Below are 22,756 nucleotides of genomic sequence, written 5' to 3'. Positions count from 1 at the left end.
TCGTTTCACCAAGTCCGGAACGGATCACCGGAATCCACCGACCTGGCCGTGTGCCCGAGTGGTTGAGGGACTCGCCTGCAAAGCGAGTTACGCGGGTTCGATTCCCGCCACGGCCTCACGTGCCTTGACGAGGCAAAAGGAAGGGCGGCACCCCGGCAGGGTGCCGCCCTTTTTAGTCCTCCGTCTCAATTGCCGTCTCAGTTGGCCGGTACGAGGGCGCCGGCGGCCCCGTCGTCGTCATCGCCCGGCCGGTCCGCCTTGGGCTTCCAGATCAGGCCGTCAACCTGCTTCGCGACGTCCGTCCGCACGGCATCGACCATGTGCTGATACCTCGCGGCCATGGCCGTGGTAGACCACCCCATGAGGCCCATGACGGCACGCTCGGGGACACCCAGGATGAGTAGGACCGTGGCGGCCGTGTGGCGCGCGTCGTGCAGCCGACCGTCCCGCACCTTCGCCTCAGCCAAGAGATCCTTCCACTCAGTCCAGTCCCGACGGTGGGACGGGCTACGTCCGTGCTCATCCGGGAAGACCAGGCCGTTCTCCTCCCACCGCTTCCCGGCCTCTTCCCGCTCGGCTTCCTGCGCCTTGAGGTGAGCCCGGAGTAGGTCAACGAGCTGTTCGGGGAGTCCGACCGCGCGACGGCCGGCGCGCGACTTGGTGACGGTCAACTCCGGGTTGGTCCGTCGCTTCTGCGGGCAGTACCCGGCGGCCTTGCGTCCGCAGGGTTCGGGGCACCCGTGGGCGTATTGCGGCCGGTGGCGGCTACGGCGGACCACGAGGAACCCGCTGTCAAGGTCCACGTCCGCCCACTGCAATCCCAGCACCTCCCCCTGCCGCAGACCGAGCGCGAGGGCGACGGCCCACCGTGCGGAGTTGCGGTGCTGGTCAGCGGTCTTCAAGAGCCGCTGTACCTCCTGGACGGTGTAGGGCTCCACCTCGTGATCCCCCGTCTTGGGCGCCTTGGCCAACTGAACCGGGTTCTTGCCGAGATGACCGCGCCGCACGGCCTCGTTGAGCGCGGTCCGGAAGGTGCGGTGCACCTGGTGAGCGGTCGCGGGCTTGCTGCCGTTGGCCTGCATCTTGGCGTAGAACACCTCGATGTGCTCGGGCTTGAGCCTGTCGAGCCGGTGAGCCCCCAAGCCAGGAATGAGGTGCTTCCGGACGGCCACGCGGTACCCGACCATCGTGTTGTCGTTGACGACGAGGGGCGCGACGTTCTCAACCCAGTGCGTCAGCCACGTCTTGACGGTCCACGCCTTTCCCGGCTTCCGCACCGTCTTCGCGTCACGCTGCTTCTCCAGTTCGCGCACGGCGGCGGTCACCTCAGCACGCGTCTTGCGTTCGACGTGGCGGCGGTCCGGCTTGCCGTCGTCACGGATGCCGACGGTCACGCGGCCGTGCCACTTGCCGTCGTTGCCCTGGTAGATGGAGCTGCGGCCGTTGGGCTGTCGGGTGCGCTTCTTGTCTTCCGCCACGGGCGGACTCCTTCAGGTTGAAACGGGCGTCAACGACCGGAGCGCCACCCGTGGCGGGGTGGCGCTCCGGCGGAGGATGGGTCAGGCCGCCTGCCGCTCGGCGCGGCGGCGGGCGAGGTAGGCGGCCGGAGCGTCGGCAGGGACGCGGCGAAGTCCGCCGACCATCAGAGACTCCAGCTCACCGGTGCGAATGAGGGCGAAGCAGGTAGTGCGACCGATGCGAAGGCAGACGGCGGCCTCTTCGACGGTCAGGAGAACAGGGGCCGGACGGTTGACCTTGACGGATCGAGCGGTGTCCAGGTTGGTGATGCTCATGTAGGCACTCCTGTAAGGCAGTTCATCCAGGACCTGTGTCAGGGCTCTGTGTGTCCGAGGTTCGGATTTCTGCGTCATCGCGTCACGCCCGTCATTTGTGGCTCTGACCTGTGGTTATGCGATGACGCGGGCAGTTTGGGGCGTGTCATAGGACGGGGCGGGGCTCTGTCACCTGTGACGCGGATGACGGGCCGTGACGCTGGGTTCGGCCGTCTGCGTCACGGTCGTAACCGCTGGCCAGTGACTGGGTTCGGGTGGCTGGTGACGTGGGTGACGCAGGGTCTCTTCTCTTAGGAAAAAGGGAGGGGTGGTGTCTGTGGTGGTGCGGCGCGTCTCAGAACGCGAATGCGGAGCCGCGCAGCGGCACGCCTGTGCAGCGGCGCCGCCGCCGGAACAACAAGAGGAGCACCATCCGCCGGGCGGGGTGCTCCTCTTGCTTGTCCGGCCGGTGCGGTCAGAACGCCGCTTCCTGCTGATTGAGGGCGAGCGCGGCGGCCCGGGTCATCTCGATGTAGCGGGCGGCGCTGGTGCGCCCCCAGTCGACGAGCACGCCGCGTGCGGCAAGGGTCGGTTGCAGCCGCTTGAGACGGTCGGAGAGGACCTTGCCCGTGGTGGGCCAGCCCTTGGGCAGAGGACGGCACTCCTCACCGCTGTAGAGGGTGGTGAGGCAGTGCAGCCACTCCGAGGACGCCATACGGACTTCCGCTCCCGCATCGAGCCCGGCCGCGTGCTTCAAGACCGTCTGAGCCAGCAGGTCACCTTCGATGACGTCGTCGTTGAGGTCATCGAGACTGGCCCGGTACGCGGCCAGCGAGCCGAGGCCGATTGCCGCATCGAGCTGTGCGCACAGGTGGGCGAAGTCGGCCATCCGCAGGTCGGTGGGGGTATCCGCCTGAGCAGCCCGCACCTTCACCGTCAGGTCCAGCAGGGAGCCGAGAACGACCGGCAGGATCTCCGCGTACTCCGCCCACAGCTCTGCCTCGGTCCGCCGCACCCGGGGCCGCACGAGACGCAGCGGGAGGAGGCGTTCGGCGAGGTCGGGCCGGATGACACCGACGTCGATACCGGTCAACAGCATGGGGCGCCGGTAGCGGGAGCGGACGACATCACCATCGGTGAACAGCGCGCGCTTGATGCTCTCGGCACCAGTCACGATGCAGCACATGAGGTCGGACAGGTCCGGGGGCAGGTGGGAGAGGTTGTCCAGGGCGGTGACCCATCCGGCAGCGACGGCCGTGATCATGTTCTCCTCGTCCTTCGGGGCCCGGCGCAGGTCGCCGCTCATCCCTTCGATGATGCGCACGAGCATGCGTCCGCCGGTGGACTTGCCCGCCCCCTGGGGGCCGGTGAGGAAGGGCGCGGGAACGGGCACGGAGGGTTCCAGGCAGCCGATCAGCCAGGCGATGGCCAGGCATTCGGTTTCGGCGCCGGCGAAGTTGCACAGGCGGAGCAGGAGGTCGATGCCTTTGCCGTTGGTGTCTTTGGCGGGCAGGGGGAGTTCCCCGGTGAGCTGGGTGCGCCTCCAGCAGACTTCCTGCGGGTCGGGGGTGAGGATGTCCCAGCCGGTGGGGTGGATGCGGACGGACTTGCCGTCGTTGCGGCCCAGGTCGAGCCAGGTCGCGCCGTCGAATCCGGGCGCGACGCGGATGTGGGTGGGCTGTACGTCCTCGGTCAGCGCGAGTGCTTCGATCAAGTCCAGTGCCTCCTTGAGTGCCGTGCCGTTGAACACGCCAATCCCGTCCTTGTAGAGGCCGACCATGAGTTCCTGGCGGTGGCTGCCGGTGGTGCCCTGGGAGCGGATGGGCCGGGCGACGGGGTGGCCGTTCTTCTGCGCGTAGACGGTGCCGTCGATGGTGCGGAAGTACCGGAAATGCTGCTGCGCGTAGTCGGTGATGATCTGGCGGGCCGGAGTCTTATCGTCCTCGGACACGGTCACATCCCCAGTGCGGTGCGGGCGTTGGTCCACGCGTCGGTGCAGTGCCGCACGGATTCGCCCTTGGCCTGCGCGGCGGTGAACAGCCGGGCGACGTGCGTGTCGGTGAGGCAGCCGCATCGGCCGTGGGTGGACAGCACGGCGAGGAACGTCCGGTAGACGGTCGCGTGCACCGCCTCCCGGGCGCCGGTGATCTGCTGCTCGGCCATGGCGATCCCACGGTCCAGGAAGACGGGCGTGCGGTGACGGCACTCCCCGCCCTGGCCTCCCAAGGGCGCTGAGACGGTCTGTGGCGCCCTACGGGCCGGAGAGGGGTCCGTTAGTGCCAGGGCGCGCACAGAGCCCGGGAGAGCGGCCATGGCGCCGCTGCCCCATCCGAGCCAACGGGCGTACGCCATATGGGACTTGATGTCGACCCCGGGCCGTACGGCGTTGGCGGAGGGCATGACGCCCCGGTAGATCCAGTGCTCACCTCGGGTCGTCGGCACGGTCCGGGTCGCGGGCAACGTCTCGCGTGCCCACGCGATGGCTGCCGCGTTGTCGAGGTCGACGACGGTCAGCCCGGCGCCGCCAGGGTGGTAGGCGACCGCCGCCGCCTGCCGCCACGCGGTAGTCCACTGGGGGGAGTTGAGGACGTGCGGCTCGGTGGTGGCGGCGGCCCACGCGTGGCAGACGTCGGGGCAGTGGCAGGGGCCGGGGGTCTTCATGTTCGGCCGGCCGCCGCACGCGTTCTTCGCGCAGGCACGGCAGTTGCCGAACGGGACCTTTCCCACCCGCAAGGGAAGTACGGGGATGCCGTGCCCGGCGAGGGCGAGCGCGGTGTGCACTCGCCGGATGTCAGTGGGTTGGGTCATGCTGGAGGCCTCCAACAGGTCTGTTGCGGACTGGTTGGCAAGGGCGGCCCCGGACTTTGTCGAGACGGGGGCCGCCCTTGGCGTAGCTAGAAGGGCGGTTCGTTGCTGTAGCCGGGCGGGGTGCGGTGCAGCCACTGGGGCAGCGGCAGCAGGGGCAGGCACCATGCGGTCCAGCAGGGGCAGAACTCGTAGTTGGTGCCCTCGTACTCGCCGGTCTCGGGGTTGCCGTAGTCGTGGGCGATGCCGCCCACGCCCTGGCAGTCGGGGCAGTTGGGGCGGGGGGTGTCGGTCAAGGCCAGCGCCCGACGGGGGCAGCCGATGACCTTGAAGCGGAGTCGGAGCATGGGTGTGGCTGTCCTCTCGTCAGGCGGCGTCGAGGTAGGGCTGTTGCCAGGTGGGTATGGCGTCCAGGACGCGGGTGCGCCAGCGCAGGGCGTAGGGCAGGCAGTTGGCGCAGTTCTTGTGCGGGTGGCCGGGCATGGGTGGTCTGCGGCGGGCGTGATAGCTCCAGGCCGCAGAGTCGGCGGAGGCGAGCAGGTGGCCGACTTGTTCCAGGCCGAGGGTCTTGAAGCCGAAGCCGTGCAGCCTGATCCCGTGCGCGGCCATCGCAGTCACGATGGCGGCCCCTTCGCGGGTGGACTGCAAGCGGCACACTGAGCCGAGCCCCACCGTGGGTTCCCGGGTCAGGTCGACTCCGGCCCGCTCGTAGAGTTCCCGGCATCGCTCATAGTCCGGGACGGTGCGGCCCTGGAGGACTGGCGTGATGCGCAGTTCAGGGGCCAGGGAGCGCAGTTCGAGGAAGTTGGCGACGGTGCGCCGCTGGTGTTCGGCAACGCTCAGGCCGGTTCCGGCGAAGGTGAGCGGTCCGGCACTGCCGCCGTGGATGATGAGGTCTTCACACATCCAGTCCTGCGGCGCAGCCCAGTCATACGGGCCAACGCACTCCCAGATGCGGCGCAGATCATCGACGTACTGACGTGGGGTGCGCGTCCAACGGCCGTGGCGCTGGAGCTCCGAGAAGCCGCCGGAGTCCACCGCGTACGGGCCGCGCGCCTCATCCAGCTTGACCGCGCTCGTGAAGTGCTCCGACTTCAGGAACAGCGGCACGTCGGTCAGCCGGACCCAGTGGCGTTTGTGGGTGGTCAGGTAGAAGCGCAAAGCGGCTCCCCTCAGCCATGGAAGTGGTTGCGCTTGATGACGGCCTTGCGGATGTTGAAGGTGTTGCCGCCCTGGTGGCGGCGTGCGCTGAACACCTGCACGGCGATCCAGCCGCCGAAGATCACAGCGGCGAGCGTGATGAGCTGAGTGATCAGCGCGGTCAGTGCGGCGATGAACGAGGTGAGCAGGAGCAGTCCGCCGCATACGGCGAGGAATCCGACGCCTCCGAGTGCGACGTTGACGGCCGCGCGGGAGACGGCCGGCTTGGCGGCGACTGGTTCCGGGCGGGCGTGGTCGATGGCGTAGCCGGTGACGAGACGGCCGTCCGGGAGGACGACGCTCGCTACCGCCGGGACGTGGCCCGGCTGGACGGGAACGACCGGCGCCGGGTGCAGCACGGCCGGGGTGAGCGGGGTGGGCTGGTGGACTTCCACGGCCCGTTCGGCGGGCGCGCGGTGCGGGTTGTCGGGGTACATGCGGAATCCTTCCGGCAATGGGTTAGGGAGGCGGAGATACCCCCTTGCGGGAGGCTCCTGGAGGGGGTTTCAGGGGTGCTGACCTGCGGGCCTCCCTGCCTCCCTGAACGATCATTTGTGCAGCTCAGGGCCAGGGAGGCGGGTCAGGGAGGTGGTCAGGGAGTTCTCCCTGCCTCCCTGACCCGCCGGGGGGCGGCTCCCTGTCATCCGTCGGCGGAAGCGGAACCCTCGTTGTCGCGGTTGGCGAGGGCGCGGGCCACCCGGTCATGGGCGACGACCATCACGCCGTCGGACTTGTACGGCTCCGCGCCGGCGTCGTCCAGGACGCGCTTGAGGTCGATGAACGACCAGCCGCCGTAGGCGTCCGCGTTCCGCGTGGCGAGCCGCGCCAGCACGTCCTTGGTCCGCACGCGGGGGGCGTCGCCGATCACGGCGGCGATGTCGGCGAGCGGATCGTGTCCCTCGCCCCGCTCGATGGCGTGCAGGGTGGTCACGCCATCGCGCAGGGCCTTGGCCCGGTCGGTGACGGCCTCGGCTGCGTCGTCGTCGATGTAGTGCGTGCGCACCGTGATGGACGACTGTCCGGCCGGGATGGTGACGCCGTCGGAAGCGACGACCAGGGTTCCCCGGTCCAGACCCGGACGCAGCAGGTTCGGAGCAGCACCCCCGTCAACGGCCTTGTCTCCCAGGGCCATGCGGGCCTGCGACTCGGTGCCCAGCGCGAGGGAAGCGCGGGTGTGGGCGCCCTCGCGGACCAGCTTGGGAAGGTTCTCGTTGGTCGGGTCCTGGGTGCCCTGCCACATCAGCACGTTCACGGCCCGCCCCTGGTTGTGGATCTTCCGGACGGCCATGAAGTACCGGGAGTTGGCCTTGGAGCCGCCATACGGCCGCTTGTCCTCGTCCTTGGCCGGGCACATGAACGCCACCTGCGCTTCGTCGACCAGCACGATCAGCGGCGGGAACACGGTGCCGGGCGGCGCCTGGATACGGCGGTTCATCTCGTCGACGGCGCCCTCAACCATCTCGGTCACCTGGATCACGTGCTCATCCGTCGGCCCCTGGATCAGGGTCGTGGCGAGCCCATCGAACATGGCCCAGTCGCCCACGCCCTTGAGGTCACCCATGAGGAACTGCACCGACTTGTCCAGCGACAGCCACAGGGCCAGAGAGCGCAGGGCCACGGTCTTGCCCTGGTTGGACAGGCCGGTGATGAGAAGGTGGCGCTGGTACAGGCTCAGCGCGGCGGCGTCCCCGCGCAGGTCCTGACCCCAGGGCGCCTTGCCCTTGGTGTAGTCGGCGGTCATCGACTCGTCGGTGACCAGCGGGGACGGGCCGATCGGCTCATCCAGCGCCCCCGAGTCCGCGATCCACAGCCGCACCGTCCGCGCGGCCTGCGGGATCGTGATGAACACCTCGTGCTCGTGCCGGGTCAGGTTCTCCGCAAGCTTGCGCCGCTTGCCCTGCACCTCGTTCGTGGCCACCCCCGAGGGCAGCGTGACGTCGACTTCCACGCCGCATCCGGCGATCCGGATCGGTCCCAGCATGGAAGCGCCGGCGTCGCCCATCTCCGTAATCGCCTTGCGCAGCGCGGGCACCCCCAGGTCGCGCAGGGCCTTGACGACGATGGACGGGGTGATGGGCTCACCCTCGCCGGAGCGGACGTTCGCCGGGAGCGCCCACTGGGGGGCGGCCTGCTGCTTGTTGCCGACGGTCCACAGGGCGAGCAGGGCCAGGAACGGGCCGATCGTGAGCATCGGTCCCCATACGACCTGCACGATCCGGATCAGCAGGTTGATGAAGTCGATCGTGGCGTCCAGGGGGGTCAGCACGTCGACGGGGCGGCCGGTGTTGATGGCCATCACGATCCCCAGCGCGATCAGAGCGCCGATGCTCACGCCTGTCCCGACCGCAAGGCCCTTGGCGGCCTCAACCGGGGAGTGGAGCAGGTCCATGCGGCGGTGGTGGCGGGCCTGGCGGAAGCGCTGCAACCGCTCCTCCCACTCCTCGGCCGCTTCCAGGTTCCCCGCGGCTTCAGCGGTACGGATCATGCGCTCGTAGCGGGCGCCGGTGCGGCCGTCCCAGGTGCGGCGGGCCACGATCCGGCCCCCGTTGACCGTGTACAGGCCGTGGCGGGCCACCGCGCGGACGGTCGCCTTGGTGCTCTCGTGCGTGACCACGGTGCGCACGGCGCGGCCGGAGCGCACCCACAACGGCACGGGCCTGGCCGAGGCGGGGTCGGGGACGACGGTCAGCGTGGTCACGCCGGCCGTGCCTGCGGGCGGTTCGGGGTCGGGGCTCTTGTGGAGGCTGATGACGTTCTCGGACATGCTGAACGTGCTCCTGACTACCCTGATCAGGGCGGGAGTTGAAGGAAGAGAGCCGGGGTGGCCGGGTCCGTGGCAACAACGGCCACCCCGGCGGTAGTGCGGGTCAGCGGCCCTGCCGGGCGCGGTTCTCGGCACGGCTGAGCTGGGAGGGCTCGGTGCGCGGGCCGTCGAGCCAGCAGAACGGGCGGATGCCGTCAGAGGCCGTGAAGGTGCGGATGGCGGCGCCGGGCGGGGCGTCGTCGAGGGCGTGGACACGGGCGCCGTCGACGGAGGCCAGCAGCCGGGCGCCGTGGTGCTCGCACCCGTCGGCCCCCGCGCCGGCCGCGTCCAGCACGGTCACGGCGAGGGGACCGACGCAGGGCGTGGGGTCGTCCGGGTGGGCGGCCGGGCAGCGGGGGTCCATGCTCACCACCACCCCGAGGACTTCTTGGCGGCCTTTTCGCGGGCGGCTTCAGTGATGAGTCGCTGCTTCTCGCCATGCAGGGCGGTCAGTTCCGCGTTCAGCCGGGCCGTGATGGAGGACTCGATGGAGTCCATCCGGTTCTCGGCTCCGGTCGTGCTGCGGCCCTGGTGGACGCTGCGGGCACCACTGGCCAGCGCACGCGTCATCGAGAGGCGTTCACGCCTGGTCAGCGGCCACCACTCACCCCGCTGCACAGCTTCCAGCTTGGCAGCGGTCTTGCGGATCTCGCGGTCCAGGCGGCGGAGCTCGGACTTGGACATGCTCAGACGCCCTTCGGGGTGGGGTCGGGGTAGGTGGGGATGCCGTAGCGGGCGCCGGTGGGGTCGAAGCACGTGCCGAACGCGGCGGACATCACGCGGCCCCGGAGCGCTCGGCAAGCAGCGTGTCCCGCAGCTTCCGCGCGTTCACGGGCGAGGTCCGCACCTCACGCCGGATGCCCTCAGCAGTGATCTGCCGATCGGGCCAATCGGCCGTCGCCTTGCGCGCCTCATCGAGCAACTGATCCGCCGTGCGCTTCGGTCGGGGCGACCGGGCCACGTCGGGAACCCGGCCGGTCGCCCGACGCGATCGGGGCGACTCGGCAGCCACCGTGTGCCGCTCGATCGACGTGACCGGGGCCGACTCGACCGGCGCCGCGAGCGCGGGAACCGGCTTGAGCGCAAGCGTCGACTTCCCGAAGTCGACCGGCACTGGATCGGGCACCCGCACCACCGTCGCCGTGATCGGCGCGTGGGTCGATTCCAGCAGGTCAGCCGTAGACCGATTCCTCATCGTCTCGGTAGATTCCTCCGCATTCGCGTCCGGGGCGGGGGCCGGGTCGGTGCCGCCGAACATCGACAGGAGCGCGGCGTTCGCACCGGCGGTGACGCGGTCGCGCTGCACGTCCAGCAGCCTCGATCCGAGCGCCGTGTCCCCGACCCCGGCTTTGCGGGCCAGACGCCATGACGCCCGGTCCGACCGCTTCCGTACCCGGCTCACCGGGTGGTGGGCGGCACGGGCGCGGTGGTAGGCGAGGGCCTGCACGATGTCGGCGGTGTGCCGTTCGTGCTCCGCGTCGCGGCCGTCGGTGTGGACGACGATCCGGCGGGCGAGGAACGCCATGCCCTCGGCAGAGACGGACATGCCCATCGGGGTCAACGCGTAGACGACGGTGCGGCCCGCGTCCGGCGCGGCCATCGCGCCCATGACGGCGGCGGCGGCCGGTAGTGCCCACAGTCCGAGCCGTACGACGCGCGGTGAGGACTGGCCCAGCATGGTCAGTCCCAGCAACACCAGGGCGAGCACGGCCGTGGCGCCCTCACCGGCACCGAGGGCTCCCAGCGCGGTCCCCTTGCCGTAGGCGTGCCCGATGTTGCTGTACGTGCCGATACCGCCGACCACGCCCGTGGCCAGCATCGGCACGAACGCAGCCGTCAGCACACCGATCTGAACATTCGTCAGAGGCTTACGGGTCTCGCTCATGCCGCACCTCCCAGGGCGAACACGACGGACAGGACGACCAGGGCACCACCCGCGCACGTCACGTCGACCGCGCGGCGCAGGCAGGTGAACTTCACCACCGCGAGCCGGGACAGCCCGGCGACGTCGGCCGCCAGGTTGCGGGCGGCGGTCGTAGCGGTGATCTCCTCGGCGGTGAGCGTCGCCCACAGCGGGAAGCCGTGCCGGCCCTTCAGGTTCGGGCGCACCGACCGCAGCAGCAGACCGGCCGCCCCGACCAGCAGCGCCACCCCGGAGCTCCCGACCACCACGGCGGGGATGTTCAGGGGCAGGTCGCGGGCGACCGTCCAGGTGCCGGCCAGGACCGCACCGACGAACGCCAGCAACAGCCCCGTCTTGGTGTCGGTCCGCGCAATCTCCGCCTTCACCTCAGCGTGCGCGGCCGTCAGGTTCTGCTCACGGGTGGCGCTCATGCGGCACCCCCGGCGGTGTCCGTGGCGCCCTGGTTGGCCAGGTCGCGGCGCGCGGTCAGGACCCGGCGGAGGGCCCGGCGGATACGGCGGACGTCCAGCTCGGTCGGCGTGCGGTCAAGCGTGATGATCTGCGCGTCCAACAGGTCGACGTCCGCCAGGATGACGGGCATCTCCCGATCGATCGCGTCCAACTCCGCATCCGTCGGCTCCATGAAGTCGGCGAACGCGGTAACAGCGTCCTGAACAGTGACGATGTGGTTCATTGGGTCGTGGTCTCCCTGCAAGGTGGAAACGGCCCGAACAGCGCCCCCGGAGGGCCAACTCCGGGGGCGCGCCGTTTCAGGTGGATGGGGTTGGTCTTGCCCGTCAGATCCGGGCAACCGCGTCGAGGATGTCGGCGTGGTCGAACGCGAGCGGCGGCAGGTCGCTCAGGGGCCACCACTGGGCGTTGGTCGCGTCATCACCGGCCTCGACGATCGTGCCGGGGATGACGGTGAGGTGGTAGGCGACGGTGACGTACCTGCCGCGCGGGTCACGATTGGGCTGGTCGAACGTGCCGATCTGGTCCAGCTCTTCCGGTGCCGCGTGCACGCCGGCCTCTTCGGCGAGCTCACGGGCAGCAGCGGCGCGACTCGTCTCACCGGGATCGACGTAACCGCCGGGCAGCGCCCACTGACCCTTGAACGGGTCCCAGCCGCGCTCGATCAGCAGGACGTACCCGTCGGTCGTGGTGACGACGACGTCGGCGGTGTAGCGGATGGTCTCGAAGGTCTCGGTGCAGGTCACGTCAGCTCCTGATCTGCTCAGTTGAAGTAGCGGAGTCTCCGGCTCCCCGCACTCCCGTCCGTACGTCCTCGCACACGGCGGGACGGACGGGCGGGAGAGGCAGCCAGCCGCAGCGTCCAGCGCTGCGAGCCGTGGCGGACCGTGCTTGCTGTCCAGGCGCCGCCGGCCGGTCCGAGCGGCGGCGCCCTTGGTATGTCGTCGGTTCACGACCGACCTCCCGCGTTCGCAGGGACACGGCTTTCACCGGTGCTCCGTTGCCACGGGGCACCGGTCCCGAGCCGGTGAAGCCGGGTGCGTCATCGTCACTGCTCTGACGCCAGCAGGGCGGCCCACACCGGGCGGAACCCCAGTTCAGGGGTTGTCTCCGGAGCCGGTGGGCTTGGCATTGCCGCCGACGACATCACCCGGTCGTCGCGGGGGCGGTCTCACTCTTGCCGCCACGTGCGTTGGGGCCCCGCTGTACTTCCCCACACCCGAGACCGGGTGGCGCCTGCCAGGCGCGTAGGGGGAGAGCCACGGTTCACCACGGCGGTTTGCCCCCGGAACCTCGCCCTGGGCACCTGCCGCGACCGCCGCTCTCGCGTCAGCCCCGCACGATCACTGTTCAGTTCTCAACCAAAGCGCGCTCACTTCGTACTCACCCCCTGCGGGGGCTTTCCTTCGGGCACATCCCTAAGGTTCCCTAGGGTTCCCTGCGGTGTCAAGCGGTAAGCTAGGGAACCTCAGGGAAGTCGCGACAAGGAGCGGACAACATGGCAGGCCAGGCCGACAATCGGGCGCCGTACGCGAAAATCGCCGCCCACTACACGGAGCTGATTACGTCTGGTCAGCTACAGCCGGGCACCCTCTTGCCGAGCATCAAGAACCTGTCGGAAGAGTGGAAAGTGAGCACAGCGACAGCGGAGAAAGCCCTGCGCAAGCTGCGCAACGAGGGGCTTGTCCGTGGCATCCACGGCATCGGGACCGAGGTATTGGACCAACCGGCCCCCATGTCGTCAGGGTCCCAGCGACAGGACCGGGGACGCCGCACCGGATCAAGCTGGGGGGCAGGCGAGCGGTCCGACTCGCACCAAGCGGCCGTGGTGCCCGCACCTGATGAAGTGGCGCAAGCGCTGGACGTTCAGCCTGGCTCGGACGTGGTTCGCCGGAGCCGCGTGTACAGAGACCGGCACGGCATCGTTGCTCACAGCACGTCGTGGATTCCCGCTCGGTACGGGAAGCTGATCCCTCAGCTTGCCGAGAGCGAGCGACTGACGGGGGGCACCTCGCTTCAGCTCATTGCCCAGGTGACCGGCCACCCGATCAGCCACCGCATCGACACGGCTTCAGCCCGTCTGCTGACGCCGGAGTACGCGCGACTCTTGGAGCTGGACCCCGACAACCCGCCGGCGGACCCGGTGGTGGTCATGACTGCCAAGTTCGTGGACAGCGAGGGGAACATCGTGGAGTACGGCGTGGATCTCGGGGGTCCGGGCCGGACGTGGCGCACAGAATCGGAGGTGGCCTCGTGACCGTCGCGGATGACACGCTCGTGAGCGTGCTGGAAAGCCGCCTGGACGCGCTGCTCGCGGCCCGTAGGGCTGGCACAATCACGCCCGAAGCCGAACCGGAGGTGTCCGCCATCTCCCGAACCATGACGAGACCGATGTCCCCACACCCGCCGTTCTGTGTCCTGATGGCCGGCCTTCCCGGCTCCGGCAAGACAACCCTCTCCCGCACTCTCACCGCTCGCGGCTTCGTACGGCTGTGCCCGGACGAAGAGATGTTCCGTCGGCACGGCGTCTACGGGGTGGACTTCCCCCGGGGCGCCTTCCCCACCCTTGAACGCCCCGTGCTCGAAGACGTGGCGGCCGACCTGCGAGAGCAGCTCAAGGCCGGGCACGACGTCGTCGTCGACCACGGCTTTTGGACGCCGGAGGACCGGGCGAAGTGGCGCGCGACCGCGACCGACGCCGGCGCGACAACCGTGCTCGTGTACCTTGCCGCCAGCCATGACGAACTATGGGCGAGGATCAGCAAGCGCAACGAGTTCCATGCCAACGACCCGAATTCGATCTACTTCTCTGAAAGAGATCTACAGCGGTACCGCACGCGGTTCGTCCCCCCGGGAGCGGATGAACCACACGTGTTGTACGACGGTGACCCAGCAGCCGTGATCGCGGCTTTGGACGCCTCGCGACCTTGACACCGAGAGAGACAGACGCGCAGGTCAGCCGGACCATGCCCCGTCTCAGTTTCCGTCTCGTTCACCACCGTACGGAGCCGTTCAGGAGCGTTCGCCCAACCGTCACGCCCCCTGCGTGCGGACGGGAATGAACGCCCTTGAACAGGTCCGGATCATGCCCTGACCAGCCTGGACAAACCTGCAAAGCGAGTTACGCGGGTTCGATTCCCGCCACGGCCTCCAGTGCCCAAACACGTATTGCATGAAGATTCGAGCTCATGCATACTCATACCTATGTCCAAAGTACTCTCCTCTCTCCCTGTCGGTGAACGTGTCGGGATCGCCTTCTCCGGGGGGCTCGACACCTCGGTCGCGGTCGCCTGGATGCGCGAGAGAGGGGCGGTGCCCTGCACCTACACCGCCGACATCGGTCAGTACGACGAGACCGACATCGCCTCGATGCCCGAGCGGGCCGAGGCGTACGGTGCGGAGGTCGCGCGGCTGGTCGACTGCCGGGCCGCCCTCGTCGAGGAGGGGCTCGCGGCCCTGGCCTGTGGGGCCTTCCACATCCGGTCCGGGGGACGCACCTACTTCAACACCACCCCGCTCGGACGGGCCGTCACCGGCACGCTGCTGGTACGTGCCATGCTCGAGGACGACGTGCAGATCTGGGGCGACGGCTCGACCTTCAAGGGCAACGACATCGAGCGGTTCTACCGTTACGGCCTGCTCGCCAACCCCTCGCTGCGGATCTACAAGCCGTGGCTGGACGCCGACTTCGTGACCGAGCTCGGTGGCCGCAGCGAGATGTCCGAATGGCTGGCCGCCCGCGACCTGCCCTACCGGGCCAGCGCCGAGAAGGCCTACTCCACCGACGCCAACATCTGGGGCGCGACCCACGAGGCCAAGGCGCTCGAGCACCTCGACGCGGGGGTCGAACTCGTCGAACCGATCATGGGCGTGCGGTTCTGGGACCCTGCCGTCGACATCGCCGCCGAGGACGTCACGATCGGCTTCGAACAGGGACGTCCGGTCACCCTCAACGGCAAGGAGTTCCCCTCCCCCGTCGACCTGGTGCTGGAGGCCAACTCCATCGGCGGCCGGCACGGCATGGGCATGTCCGACCAGATCGAGAACCGGATCATCGAGGCCAAGAGCCGGGGCATCTACGAGGCACCGGGCATGGCCCTGCTGCACGCGGCGTACGAACGGCTGGTCAACGCCATCCACAACGAGGACACCCTCGCCCTCTACTACAACGAGGGACGGCGGCTGGGCCGGCTGCTGTACGAGGGCCGCTGGCTGGACCCGCAGGCCCTGATGATCCGCGAGTCGCTCCAGCGCTGGGTCGGGACGGCGGTCACCGGCGAGGTGACCCTGCGCCTGCGGCGAGGAGAGGACTACTCCCTCCTCAACACCTCCGGACCGGCCTTCAGCTACCACCCCGACAAGCTCTCCATGGAACGCACCGAGGACTCCGCCTTCGGTCCGGTCGACCGCATCGGCCAGCTCACCATGCGCAACCTCGACATCGCCGACTCCCGCGCCAAGCTCGAGCAGTACGCCGGACTCGGCATGGTCGGCAGCTCCCACCCGACGATGATCGGCGCGGCCCAGGCCGCCTCGACCGGGCTGATCGGCGCGATGCCCAAGGGCGGCGCCACGGTGATCGCCTCCCGCGGCGAGGCCTCCGGCGACGACGAACTCCTCGACCACGCCGCGATGGAGTCCGGCACCGACTGACCTCTTTGCCGTCAGCTCTCGCGGTGCAGCAGCCAGAGGGTGAAGGCGAGGGTGGAGACATCCGTGGTCAGCGGGTACAGAGCCGCCTCGGGCCGGCTCCAGTGCAGGACCGCGCCCGTCTCGCCGTCGAGCACCAGGCTGTTGCCCTCGACGAGGTGGCCGAGGCGTATGAGGTGGTCGGCGCGGTCCGGAAGGCCGTTCGCCCGGCTGTCGGCGCAGCTCTCGGCGAGGGTCGGCAGCGGAACGTCCATGTCCAGGCAGAAGTCCAGGGAGAAGAGCGTGCCGTCCTCGGGCAGGCCCGTCTCGCGCAGGAAGCGGCGGGTCGGCTCGTGGGTGAGCGTCACGGGGAAGTCGATGTCCTCGAAGCGCATCACCTTGCCCCGGCCGAACTCCTGGTCCAGCAGCCGCGCGGGCAGGTCCATGGCCAGCCCCGACGCCTCCTGCGCCGCCTTCGGCCCGAAACGGCCCGCGTAGGAGGCGAACCCGCCACGCAGCGCCGCCAGTTCGTCCGCCGCCGTCGGGAATCGCGCCAGCGTGATGTTCGGATCCAGCTCGTCCTCGGTCAAGGTGATCGCCGCGGTGGCGACGTCGGTCGTGCTCATGGGCTCCCCCGCATGTGCATGTGCTTGCTCAATCCCCGCGCAGGGCACGCCCGGCCGACCCCAGGTCCGGCAGCCGTCCCCACTGCCCAAAACACTACGCGGCACCACTGACAACGCCCCGGACCTGCGGCGCCACCGAGCACGCCCCCAGCCCAAGACACGCCCCCAACCCAACAGACGCTCAAACCACCCTGGCCCGTTCCCTTCCCACCACGATCGCATCCACCGTCTCCGCCACCGTCAGCTGGGAGGTGTCCAGCCACAGACCGAGCCGCGGGGGCGATACCCGCAGCGCCCCGTCCAGTTCCCCGACCGTCCAGGCCGCGCCGTAGCCGGTCTTGGCCCGCCCCGCCTCCCGGGAAGCCACGACCTCGGCGCTCGGCGCCAGGACGACGACGTACAGCGGACGTGTGCGGACCAGTCCGACGTACGCCGCCAAGTCCTCGCCCAGCACCACGTCCTGCACGACCGCCGTGAACCCGGCCCGCGCATACGCGTCCGCGTCGCCGCCGACAGCCGGTACCGCAGCCGGAGTTGGGCCTCGGCCTCGCCGCCGGGCTCTGCTCCGGGAACGTACTCCTCGCGCCCCGAAACGATCATCCGCCGGAACACGTCCCCACGGACGTGTGCGGCCCGCGGCAATCTCTCCGCGAGCGCCTGCGCCACCGTCGACTTCCCCGCCGCCATCACCCCGGTGACGACCACCACGCCGCGCATCACGCGAAGTGCACGCCGCCCAGCACCACCGACAACAGGAGCTGTTCGTCGGTGCCCGGCCCCGGTGCGCTCACTGCCCCGTCACCACCGCGGCCTGCGGCCGGATCGGGAGGCGGTTGACCGGGCGGCCCGTCGCAGCGCGGACCGCGGAGGCGATGGCCGCCGGGCAGGTCACCACCGGTACCGCGCTGGCCGCCTTCGCCCCGAAGGGGGCGACGACGTCACGTTCCTCGACGAGTTTGACGATCCGGATGTCCGGCGCGTCCAGGGCCGTCGGCAAGGCGTACCCGGTGAGGTCCGGGTGGCGGACCAGGCCGCGCCCGGTGCGCAGGTTCTCGGTCAGGGCGATGCCCACGCCCTGCGTGACACCCGCCTCGATACGCGCCGTCAGCTGCGCCGGGTTCAGCACCCGGCCGACGTCCTGGGCGAGCGCCAGCTCCACCACGCGTACCGAGCCCAGCTCGATGTCGACGTCGACCACCGCGCGGATCGCGCAGAAGGCCATACCCACGAAGGCGTCGCCCTGACCGTTCGCGTCCAGGGGTTCGGTCGGGTGGGGGCGGCACTGGGCCGTGGCCCACAGTTCCTTGCCGTCCAGCGCCTCGGTGACAGTGGTCGACAGGACTCCGTCGTACGACGTGATCTTGCCGTCGGTGATCTGGAGCAGCTCGGTGGACATGCCGAACTTGTGGGCCAGGGGTTGCAGCAGCTGCGTACGGACCATCTTCGCGGCCCGTTCGACCGCGCCGCCCGACACCCAGGTGTGGCGGCCCCGGCAGCCGGGGCCGGCCGGGGGCTGGTCGGTGTCGACCGGGGCCACATGGACCTCGTCGATACCGAGCGTCTCCTGGACGATCTGCCGGGCCAGCGTGGTGAAGCCCTGGCCCGACTCCACCGCCGCGCACAGCACCGTCGCCACGCCGTCCTGGACGCGGACCGTCGCCGTGGAGACCTCGTCCGCGCCCTCCGCGCCGAGCATGTGCACCATGCCCAGGCCGTAGCCGACGCCCCGGCGCACCGCGCCCGGTTCGCCCGCGCCCTCGGGGCCGCCGGGCAGCAGCCACTCGTCCTCGGGGGTGTCCTTGGGCAGGGCCGGCAACGGGAAGTCCCGTACGGCCTGGAGCAACTCCGCCACCGGCGCCGGGCAGGTCACCGTCTGGCCGGTGGGCAGGACGTCGCCCGTGGCCAGCGCGTTGCGCAGGCGCAGCTCCGCCGGGTCGACGCCGAGCTTCTTCGCGAGCTTGTCCATCTGCGCCTCGTAGGCGGCGCACACCTGCATGGCGCCCTCGCCGCGTACGTGGCCGGAGGGCGGGTTGTTGGTGCGGACGGCCCAGCCCTCGATGAAGGCGTTCGGGACGACGTACGGGCCGCAGGCGAACCCCACGGCGGCGGCCAGCGCCTCCGACGAGGTGTCGGCGTAGGCGCCCGCGTCGAGCAGGATCTGCGCCTCGACCTTCACCAGCTTGCCCTCGGCGTCGGCATGGTGGCGGTACCTCAGGAGGGTGGGGTGCCGGTGGACATGCCCGAGGAAGGACTCCTCGCGCGTGGCGGTCAGCTTCACCGGGCAGCCGGTGGTGAGCGCCAGCAGGCCGAGCGGGAGCTGGAAGCTCTGGTCCTCGCGGTCGCCGGTGGCGCCGGGGACGCCGGTGACGACGACCTTCACGCGCTCCGGCTCCAGGTTGTAGCAGGCGGCGGCCGTGTCGCGGTCGGCGTGCGGGTCCGTGGACGCCACGTACAGCTCGACGCCGCCGTCGGGACGCGGCACGGCGAGGCCGGCCTCGGCGCCGATGGGGGCCGGGTCCTGGCGGCCGATGCGGTACAGGCCCTCGACGACGACCTCGCCGGCCGCCTCCGGGTCGCCGTGGTGCAGCGGGATGTGCCGGATCAGGTTGCCGTCGGGGTGCAGCGGCTCGGCCTCGAAGGCCTGCTCCGGGTCGGTCACCGGGTCGAGTACCTCGTACTCGACGATGACGGCGGCCGCGGCCATCCGCGCGGTGTCGGGATGGTCGGCGGCGACGGCCGCGATGGCCTCGCCGTGATGGCGTACGACCTCGGAGGCGAACACCGGGCGGTCGGCCTTGCCGCGGCCGAGCACCGGCTCGCCCGGCACGTCCTCATGCGTGACGACGGCCCGTACGCCGGGCATCTCGCGCGCGTGGGAGGTGTCGATGGACACGATGCGCGCGTGCGCGTGCGGGGAGCGCAGCACGGCCGCCCACAGCAGGCCCTCGGCCCACAGGTCGGCCGCGTACGGGAAGGTGCCCTCGGTCTTGGCGCGGGAGTCGGCGGCCGGGAGGGACGCGCCGAGGCCGTGCGGGATCGACTCGGGGGCGGGGGCTGCCTCCGCGGTGCTCGTAGCGGTGGCGGCTTCGTTGCTCACGCCTGGCCTCCGTCCTGGCCCTGTCCGAACGCCTGGTCATGCGTTCGGTCGCGCGGGGTGGCCGGTTCGAACGCCGACGGGTTCACGCCGCCGGCGCCCGGGCCCGCCTGGTGAGGGATACGTGCCTCGTCTCCCTCGTGTTCGGAATCACCGGCCGCGGAGTGCGCCTCACGTTCGGCGACGACCTCCTGGACCGCGTCCACGACGCCCCGGTAGCCGGAGCAGCGGCAGAGGTTGCCGCACAGCGCCTGGCGGGTCTCCATCTCGGTGGGCGCCGGGTTGCCCTCCAGGAGGTCGTGCACGGTCATCGCCATGCCCGGCACGCAGAAACCGCACTGCACGGCGCCGCACCGGGCGAGCGCCCGCTGCACGTCCGAGGGCTGCCCGTCGACGGCCAGGCCCTCGACGGTACGGACCTCGCTGCCGGCGGCGGTCACGGCGGGCACCAGGCAGGAGGCGACGAGCCGTCCGTCGACCTGGACGTTGCAGGCCCCGCACTCGCCCTGCGAGCAGCCGTCCTTGGCGCCCGCGAGACCGAGCCGCTCGCGCAGCACGTAGAGCAGCGACTCGCCGATCCAGGCGTCGGTGACGGGGCGTTCGACGCCGTTGACGCGCAGGACGTAGGAGGCGAGGGGGTGTTCCTCGCCGGAAGGCGGGGGTGCGGTGCCATCGGGCGCCTCCGCCTCCGCCTCCGCGTCCGTCTCCGGGTCGGTGGCGGCTTCGGCGGCGGCCTCCGCTGAACCGGGCTCGGCGGCCTCCTCAGCGGCTTCCGCGCCCTCCGGGGCCTCTTCCGCGTCATCGGCCCCGTGAGCGCGCTGTGCGGCGGCTACGGCGGCTTCGGCGGGCCTTTCCGCGTACGGCTTTGCGGGACGCTGCGAGGCGTGCGGCTGGGGCTGTTCGGCAGCGTGCGGCTGGGGCTGCCCGGGCATGTGCGAGTGCGGCTGCTCGGGGTCGTGCCCGACCGGGGGGCTCGCCTGCACGGGCGCGTGCGCCTCGGACGCGGGTTGCTGCCCCGGCATGTGGTGGCGCTCCGGCGCGTGTCCTACCGGCGGAGCGTCGGTGTGCGCCCCGGGCTGCTCATGCGCGGACCGGGTGGGCGCCGACTGCTCGTGCCCGGGGCGGGTGGGCGCCGACTGCTCGTGCCCCGGCCGCCCGGCGAACGCCGTCTGCCCGTGCGCGTGACCGCCACCGGCCGACTGCTCATACGCCTGGCCGCCATCCGCCGACTGCTCATACGCGAGCCCTGTCTCCCCGGCCCGCTCATGCGCACGCTCGGCACCCGCGGGCCGCCCGGCGTCGTATCCGGTTCCGGCCGACTGCTCGCGCGTGCCTCCCGACCCCGCCGACTGACCATGAACCTGCCCGGCACCCGCAGCCCGCCCGGCGTCATACCCGGTTCCGGCCGGCTGCTCGCGCGTGCGCCCCGACGACGCCGACTGCTCCGTCTCGTACCCCGCCCCCGCGGGCTGCTCGCGCGCGCCCGGCGACTGCGACTGACCGTGGAGGTGCTCGGCACCCGCGGGCCGCCCGGCGTCGTACCCGGTTCCGGCCGGCTGCTCGCGCGTGCCTCCCGGCCCCGCCGACTGACCATGAACCTGCCCGGTGTCATACCCGGATCCCGCCGACTGCTCCCGCGCGTGCCCCGACGGCCCCGACTGCTCCGCCTCGTACCCCGGCCCCGCCGACCGGTCGTGGCCGTGCCCGGCGCCCCGCCCCGGCTCGTACCCCGTTGCCGTCGGGTCATCAACTGTCTGTCCGGCCGGTCCCGGAGGAGGCTGCTCGTATCCAGGCCCGGTCGTCTGTTCGCTCGCCCCCGGCTGTTCCTGGCCCCAGGGGCGGCCCGCCGCCTCCGTCGCCCAGGGGGCGGGGGCGCCGCCGGGGAGTGTGGCCGGTGGGGTGCCGCCCCACTGTTCGACCAGGGACGATGTGGTGAACTCGCCCGATTCGTCCGGGAGGTCACCACCGGCTACGGGGATCGACCACTGGCCGGTCACATCGTGACCCGGCGCGGGAGCGGCCGGCGCGGACTCGGGCGCCGTCGATCGCGTCTCCTCGAAGTTCCACTGCCCCGTGGCACCCGGTTCGTACGTGAAACGGTCGTTCCCGACGTCCTGGGGCATGGCGTTCGGGTCGGGCCACTGGACGCCCTCGCCAGGTGCGGCGGGCATCGCCCAGGAACCCGTGGCCGCCGGGTCGGTCTCTCCGGTCGAGTTCGGCGTCACCGTTATCTGCGGCGGCACATAGCCCTGCCCGGGCGCGGCGAGCGGACTGTCGGCGGAGGACAGGAGCGCGTCGACGCCCCCCTCCGGGAGTTTCACGAAGGCGGTGGCGCCGTCGTCGTAGTCGCCCTGGGGCAGCGGGTCCCAGCGGCCCGCACTCCGGGGCGTGCCCTCTTCGTGCTGGTCGTGCTGGTCGTCGGTCACGACAGCGCCCTCCCCAGTGCTCGTCGGGCCAGCGCGGCGACGGTGCGCCGCAGGTGCAGTACGGCGGGCGGATGCTGTGGTACGGAGCCGTCCTCGGCCGGGGCTGGGTCGGGGATGCAGGCCGCGGAGACGTACTCCCCGAAGGCGCTGAGCGCCTCCGGCACGATCGCGCGGCCGTTGTCCCAGTCGATCAGCCGGGCGACCCACTGCTCGGCGTCCAGGGGCCTCAGCGGCATCGGAGCTATGGCACCGACGGCGCACCTGACTCCGCGCCGGGCGGGGTCGAGGACCAGCGCGACGGAGGCGACGGAGCGGCCGGGGCCGGTGCGGCCGGTCGCCTTGAGGAAGACCTGCGGCGCGTGCAGCAGCGGCACGCGCACGTAGCCGATGAGTTCGCCGGCGCGCAGCATCTCCATGCCGGCCAGCAGGTGCGACACCGGGATCTCCCGACGGGCTCCACCCGGGCCCGCGATGATCAGCGTCGCCTCCAGGGCGGCCAGTACCGGAAGCGCGTCCCCCATGGGGGCGGCCGAGGCGATGTTGCCGCCCAGGGTGCCCGCGTTACGGATCTGCGGCGGCCCGGCGGCGCGCGCGGCGGCCGCGAGCGCCGGGATCAGGGCGGCGAAGTCGGGGCGGCCCATCCGCGCGTGGGTGAGGCCCGCCCCGAGCAGGGCGTGGCCGTCCAGGTACTGCCAGCCGCGGATCTCGCTGATCCGGCCGAGGCCGACCAGCGCGGCCGGCCTGAGCTGCCCGGAGTTGACGGCGGCCATCAGGTCCGTACCGCCCGCGACGGGCACGGCGGCGGGCATGGCGGTGAGCGCCGCCACTGCCTCGTCCAGCGTCGTGGGCAGCGTGACGGCCTGCGCCGCCTGCGGTGCGTGCGTGGTCAAACCGGCTGCCCCTTCCCGCTGCCCCACCTGGTCCCACCTGTGTTGCGCGTACGGTACGTGCTGACAGGGCGGACGTGGCAACTCTGGCACATCTTCGCAGGGAGCGAAGACAGGGGTCCGCTAGGAGGCATTCGCCC

Annotated in this window: 20 protein-coding genes, 1 tRNA gene and 2 pseudogenes; 4 read left to right on the top strand and 19 right to left on the bottom strand. The window is 71.0% G+C overall.

Annotation, left to right across the window (positions count from 1 at the left end):
- The first annotated feature begins 44 nt into the window (after positions 1–44).
- Positions 45–116, top strand: a tRNA-Cys gene (locus AB0I77_RS18350).
- 81 nt (positions 117–197) lie between these two features.
- Here the strand turns inward: AB0I77_RS18350 and AB0I77_RS18345 are convergent.
- The 14 genes from AB0I77_RS18345 to AB0I77_RS18280 form a co-directional block, all read right to left on the bottom strand.
- Positions 198–1,478 (bottom strand): site-specific integrase, encoded by a 1,281-nt coding sequence (locus AB0I77_RS18345; RefSeq protein ID WP_363283607.1) that lies wholly within the window; start codon positions 1,476–1,478, stop codon positions 198–200.
- 81 nt (positions 1,479–1,559) lie between these two features.
- A complete protein-coding gene (locus tag AB0I77_RS18340; protein ID WP_363283606.1) occupies positions 1,560–1,793 on the bottom strand; it encodes an excisionase family DNA-binding protein in 234 nt (77 codons plus the stop codon).
- A gap of 454 nt (positions 1,794–2,247) precedes the next feature.
- The gene (locus AB0I77_RS18335; RefSeq protein WP_363283605.1) at positions 2,248–3,723 is read right to left on the bottom strand and encodes an ATP-binding protein; all 1,476 of its coding nucleotides are present in this window, start codon (positions 3,721–3,723) and stop codon (positions 2,248–2,250) included.
- 2 nt (positions 3,724–3,725) lie between these two features.
- The gene (locus tag AB0I77_RS18330) at positions 3,726–4,580 is read right to left on the bottom strand and encodes a bifunctional DNA primase/polymerase (protein WP_363283604.1); all 855 of its coding nucleotides are present in this window, start codon (positions 4,578–4,580) and stop codon (positions 3,726–3,728) included.
- A gap of 86 nt (positions 4,581–4,666) precedes the next feature.
- The gene (locus AB0I77_RS18325) at positions 4,667–4,924 is read right to left on the bottom strand and encodes a hypothetical protein (RefSeq protein WP_363283603.1); all 258 of its coding nucleotides are present in this window, start codon (positions 4,922–4,924) and stop codon (positions 4,667–4,669) included.
- A gap of 19 nt (positions 4,925–4,943) precedes the next feature.
- Positions 4,944–5,738 carry a hypothetical protein gene (locus tag AB0I77_RS18320; RefSeq protein WP_363283602.1) on the bottom strand — a complete coding sequence of 265 codons (795 nt, stop codon included), beginning with the start codon at positions 5,736–5,738 and terminating at the stop codon, positions 4,944–4,946.
- Positions 5,739–5,749: 11 nt separating this feature from the next.
- Complete coding sequence (locus tag AB0I77_RS18315; protein WP_363283601.1) at positions 5,750–6,214, bottom strand: hypothetical protein; 465 nt, start codon at positions 6,212–6,214, stop codon at positions 5,750–5,752.
- A gap of 203 nt (positions 6,215–6,417) precedes the next feature.
- Complete coding sequence (locus AB0I77_RS18310; protein WP_363283600.1) at positions 6,418–8,541, bottom strand: FtsK/SpoIIIE domain-containing protein; 2,124 nt, start codon at positions 8,539–8,541, stop codon at positions 6,418–6,420.
- 103 nt (positions 8,542–8,644) lie between these two features.
- A complete protein-coding gene (locus tag AB0I77_RS18305) occupies positions 8,645–8,944 on the bottom strand; it encodes a hypothetical protein (RefSeq protein WP_363283798.1) in 300 nt (99 codons plus the stop codon).
- A gap of 2 nt (positions 8,945–8,946) precedes the next feature.
- Entirely contained in the window at positions 8,947–9,264 is a 318-nt protein-coding gene (locus AB0I77_RS18300) for a hypothetical protein (RefSeq protein WP_363283599.1), read from the bottom strand.
- A 91-nt stretch (positions 9,265–9,355) separates the two neighbouring features.
- A complete protein-coding gene (locus tag AB0I77_RS18295; RefSeq protein WP_363283598.1) occupies positions 9,356–10,465 on the bottom strand; it encodes a conjugal transfer protein in 1,110 nt (369 codons plus the stop codon).
- Positions 10,462–10,914, bottom strand: coding sequence for a Pycsar system effector family protein (locus tag AB0I77_RS18290; RefSeq protein ID WP_363283597.1), 453 nt, complete (start codon positions 10,912–10,914; stop codon positions 10,462–10,464). The genes AB0I77_RS18295 and AB0I77_RS18290 overlap by 4 nt, the downstream gene beginning before the upstream one ends.
- Positions 10,911–11,177 (bottom strand): DUF6284 family protein, encoded by a 267-nt coding sequence (locus AB0I77_RS18285; protein WP_363283596.1) that lies wholly within the window; start codon positions 11,175–11,177, stop codon positions 10,911–10,913. Before AB0I77_RS18285 ends, AB0I77_RS18290 begins: the two co-directional genes overlap by 4 nt.
- Before the next feature lie 103 nt (positions 11,178–11,280).
- Positions 11,281–11,700, bottom strand: coding sequence for an NUDIX hydrolase (locus tag AB0I77_RS18280; protein WP_363283595.1), 420 nt, complete (start codon positions 11,698–11,700; stop codon positions 11,281–11,283).
- A gap of 752 nt (positions 11,701–12,452) precedes the next feature.
- Between AB0I77_RS18280 and AB0I77_RS18275 the strand changes: the two genes are divergently transcribed.
- The 3 genes from AB0I77_RS18275 (at position 12,453) to argG (ending at position 15,607) form a co-directional block, all read left to right on the top strand.
- A complete protein-coding gene (locus AB0I77_RS18275; RefSeq protein WP_363283594.1) occupies positions 12,453–13,211 on the top strand; it encodes a GntR family transcriptional regulator in 759 nt (252 codons plus the stop codon).
- Complete coding sequence (locus tag AB0I77_RS18270; RefSeq protein ID WP_363283593.1) at positions 13,208–13,885, top strand: AAA family ATPase; 678 nt, start codon at positions 13,208–13,210, stop codon at positions 13,883–13,885. Before AB0I77_RS18275 ends, AB0I77_RS18270 begins: the two co-directional genes overlap by 4 nt.
- Before the next feature lie 273 nt (positions 13,886–14,158).
- On the top strand, positions 14,159–15,607 hold the full coding sequence (argG, locus tag AB0I77_RS18265) for an argininosuccinate synthase (RefSeq protein ID WP_363283592.1): 1,449 nt from the start codon (positions 14,159–14,161) through the stop codon (positions 15,605–15,607).
- Between the two features lie 17 nt (positions 15,608–15,624).
- On the opposite strand, the pseudogene AB0I77_RS18260 reads toward argG, so the two are convergent.
- The 5 genes and pseudogenes from AB0I77_RS18260 to AB0I77_RS18240 form a co-directional block, all read right to left on the bottom strand.
- Positions 15,625–16,158: pseudogene (locus AB0I77_RS18260) on the bottom strand (SUKH-4 family immunity protein); the annotation flags it as partial.
- Positions 16,159–16,390: 232 nt separating this feature from the next.
- A pseudogene (locus tag AB0I77_RS18255) lies at positions 16,391–16,926 on the bottom strand (AAA family ATPase).
- A 70-nt stretch (positions 16,927–16,996) separates the two neighbouring features.
- Complete coding sequence (locus tag AB0I77_RS18250) at positions 16,997–19,306, bottom strand: molybdopterin cofactor-binding domain-containing protein (RefSeq protein ID WP_363283591.1); 2,310 nt, start codon at positions 19,304–19,306, stop codon at positions 16,997–16,999.
- A complete protein-coding gene (locus tag AB0I77_RS18245; protein ID WP_363283590.1) occupies positions 19,303–21,729 on the bottom strand; it encodes a 2Fe-2S iron-sulfur cluster-binding protein in 2,427 nt (808 codons plus the stop codon). The genes AB0I77_RS18250 and AB0I77_RS18245 overlap by 4 nt, the downstream gene beginning before the upstream one ends.
- A complete protein-coding gene (locus AB0I77_RS18240) occupies positions 21,726–22,619 on the bottom strand; it encodes an FAD binding domain-containing protein (RefSeq protein WP_363283589.1) in 894 nt (297 codons plus the stop codon). Before AB0I77_RS18240 ends, AB0I77_RS18245 begins: the two co-directional genes overlap by 4 nt.
- Between the last annotated feature and the right edge of the window lie 137 nt (positions 22,620–22,756).

The sequence above is a fragment of the Streptomyces sp. NPDC050619 genome, assembly GCF_040654815.1.
In the GTDB taxonomy this organism is placed as follows: domain Bacteria; phylum Actinomycetota; class Actinomycetes; order Streptomycetales; family Streptomycetaceae; genus Streptomyces.
The sequence above is the reverse complement of the archived record's forward strand: the minus strand, read 5'-3'. Positions and strand labels throughout refer to the sequence as shown.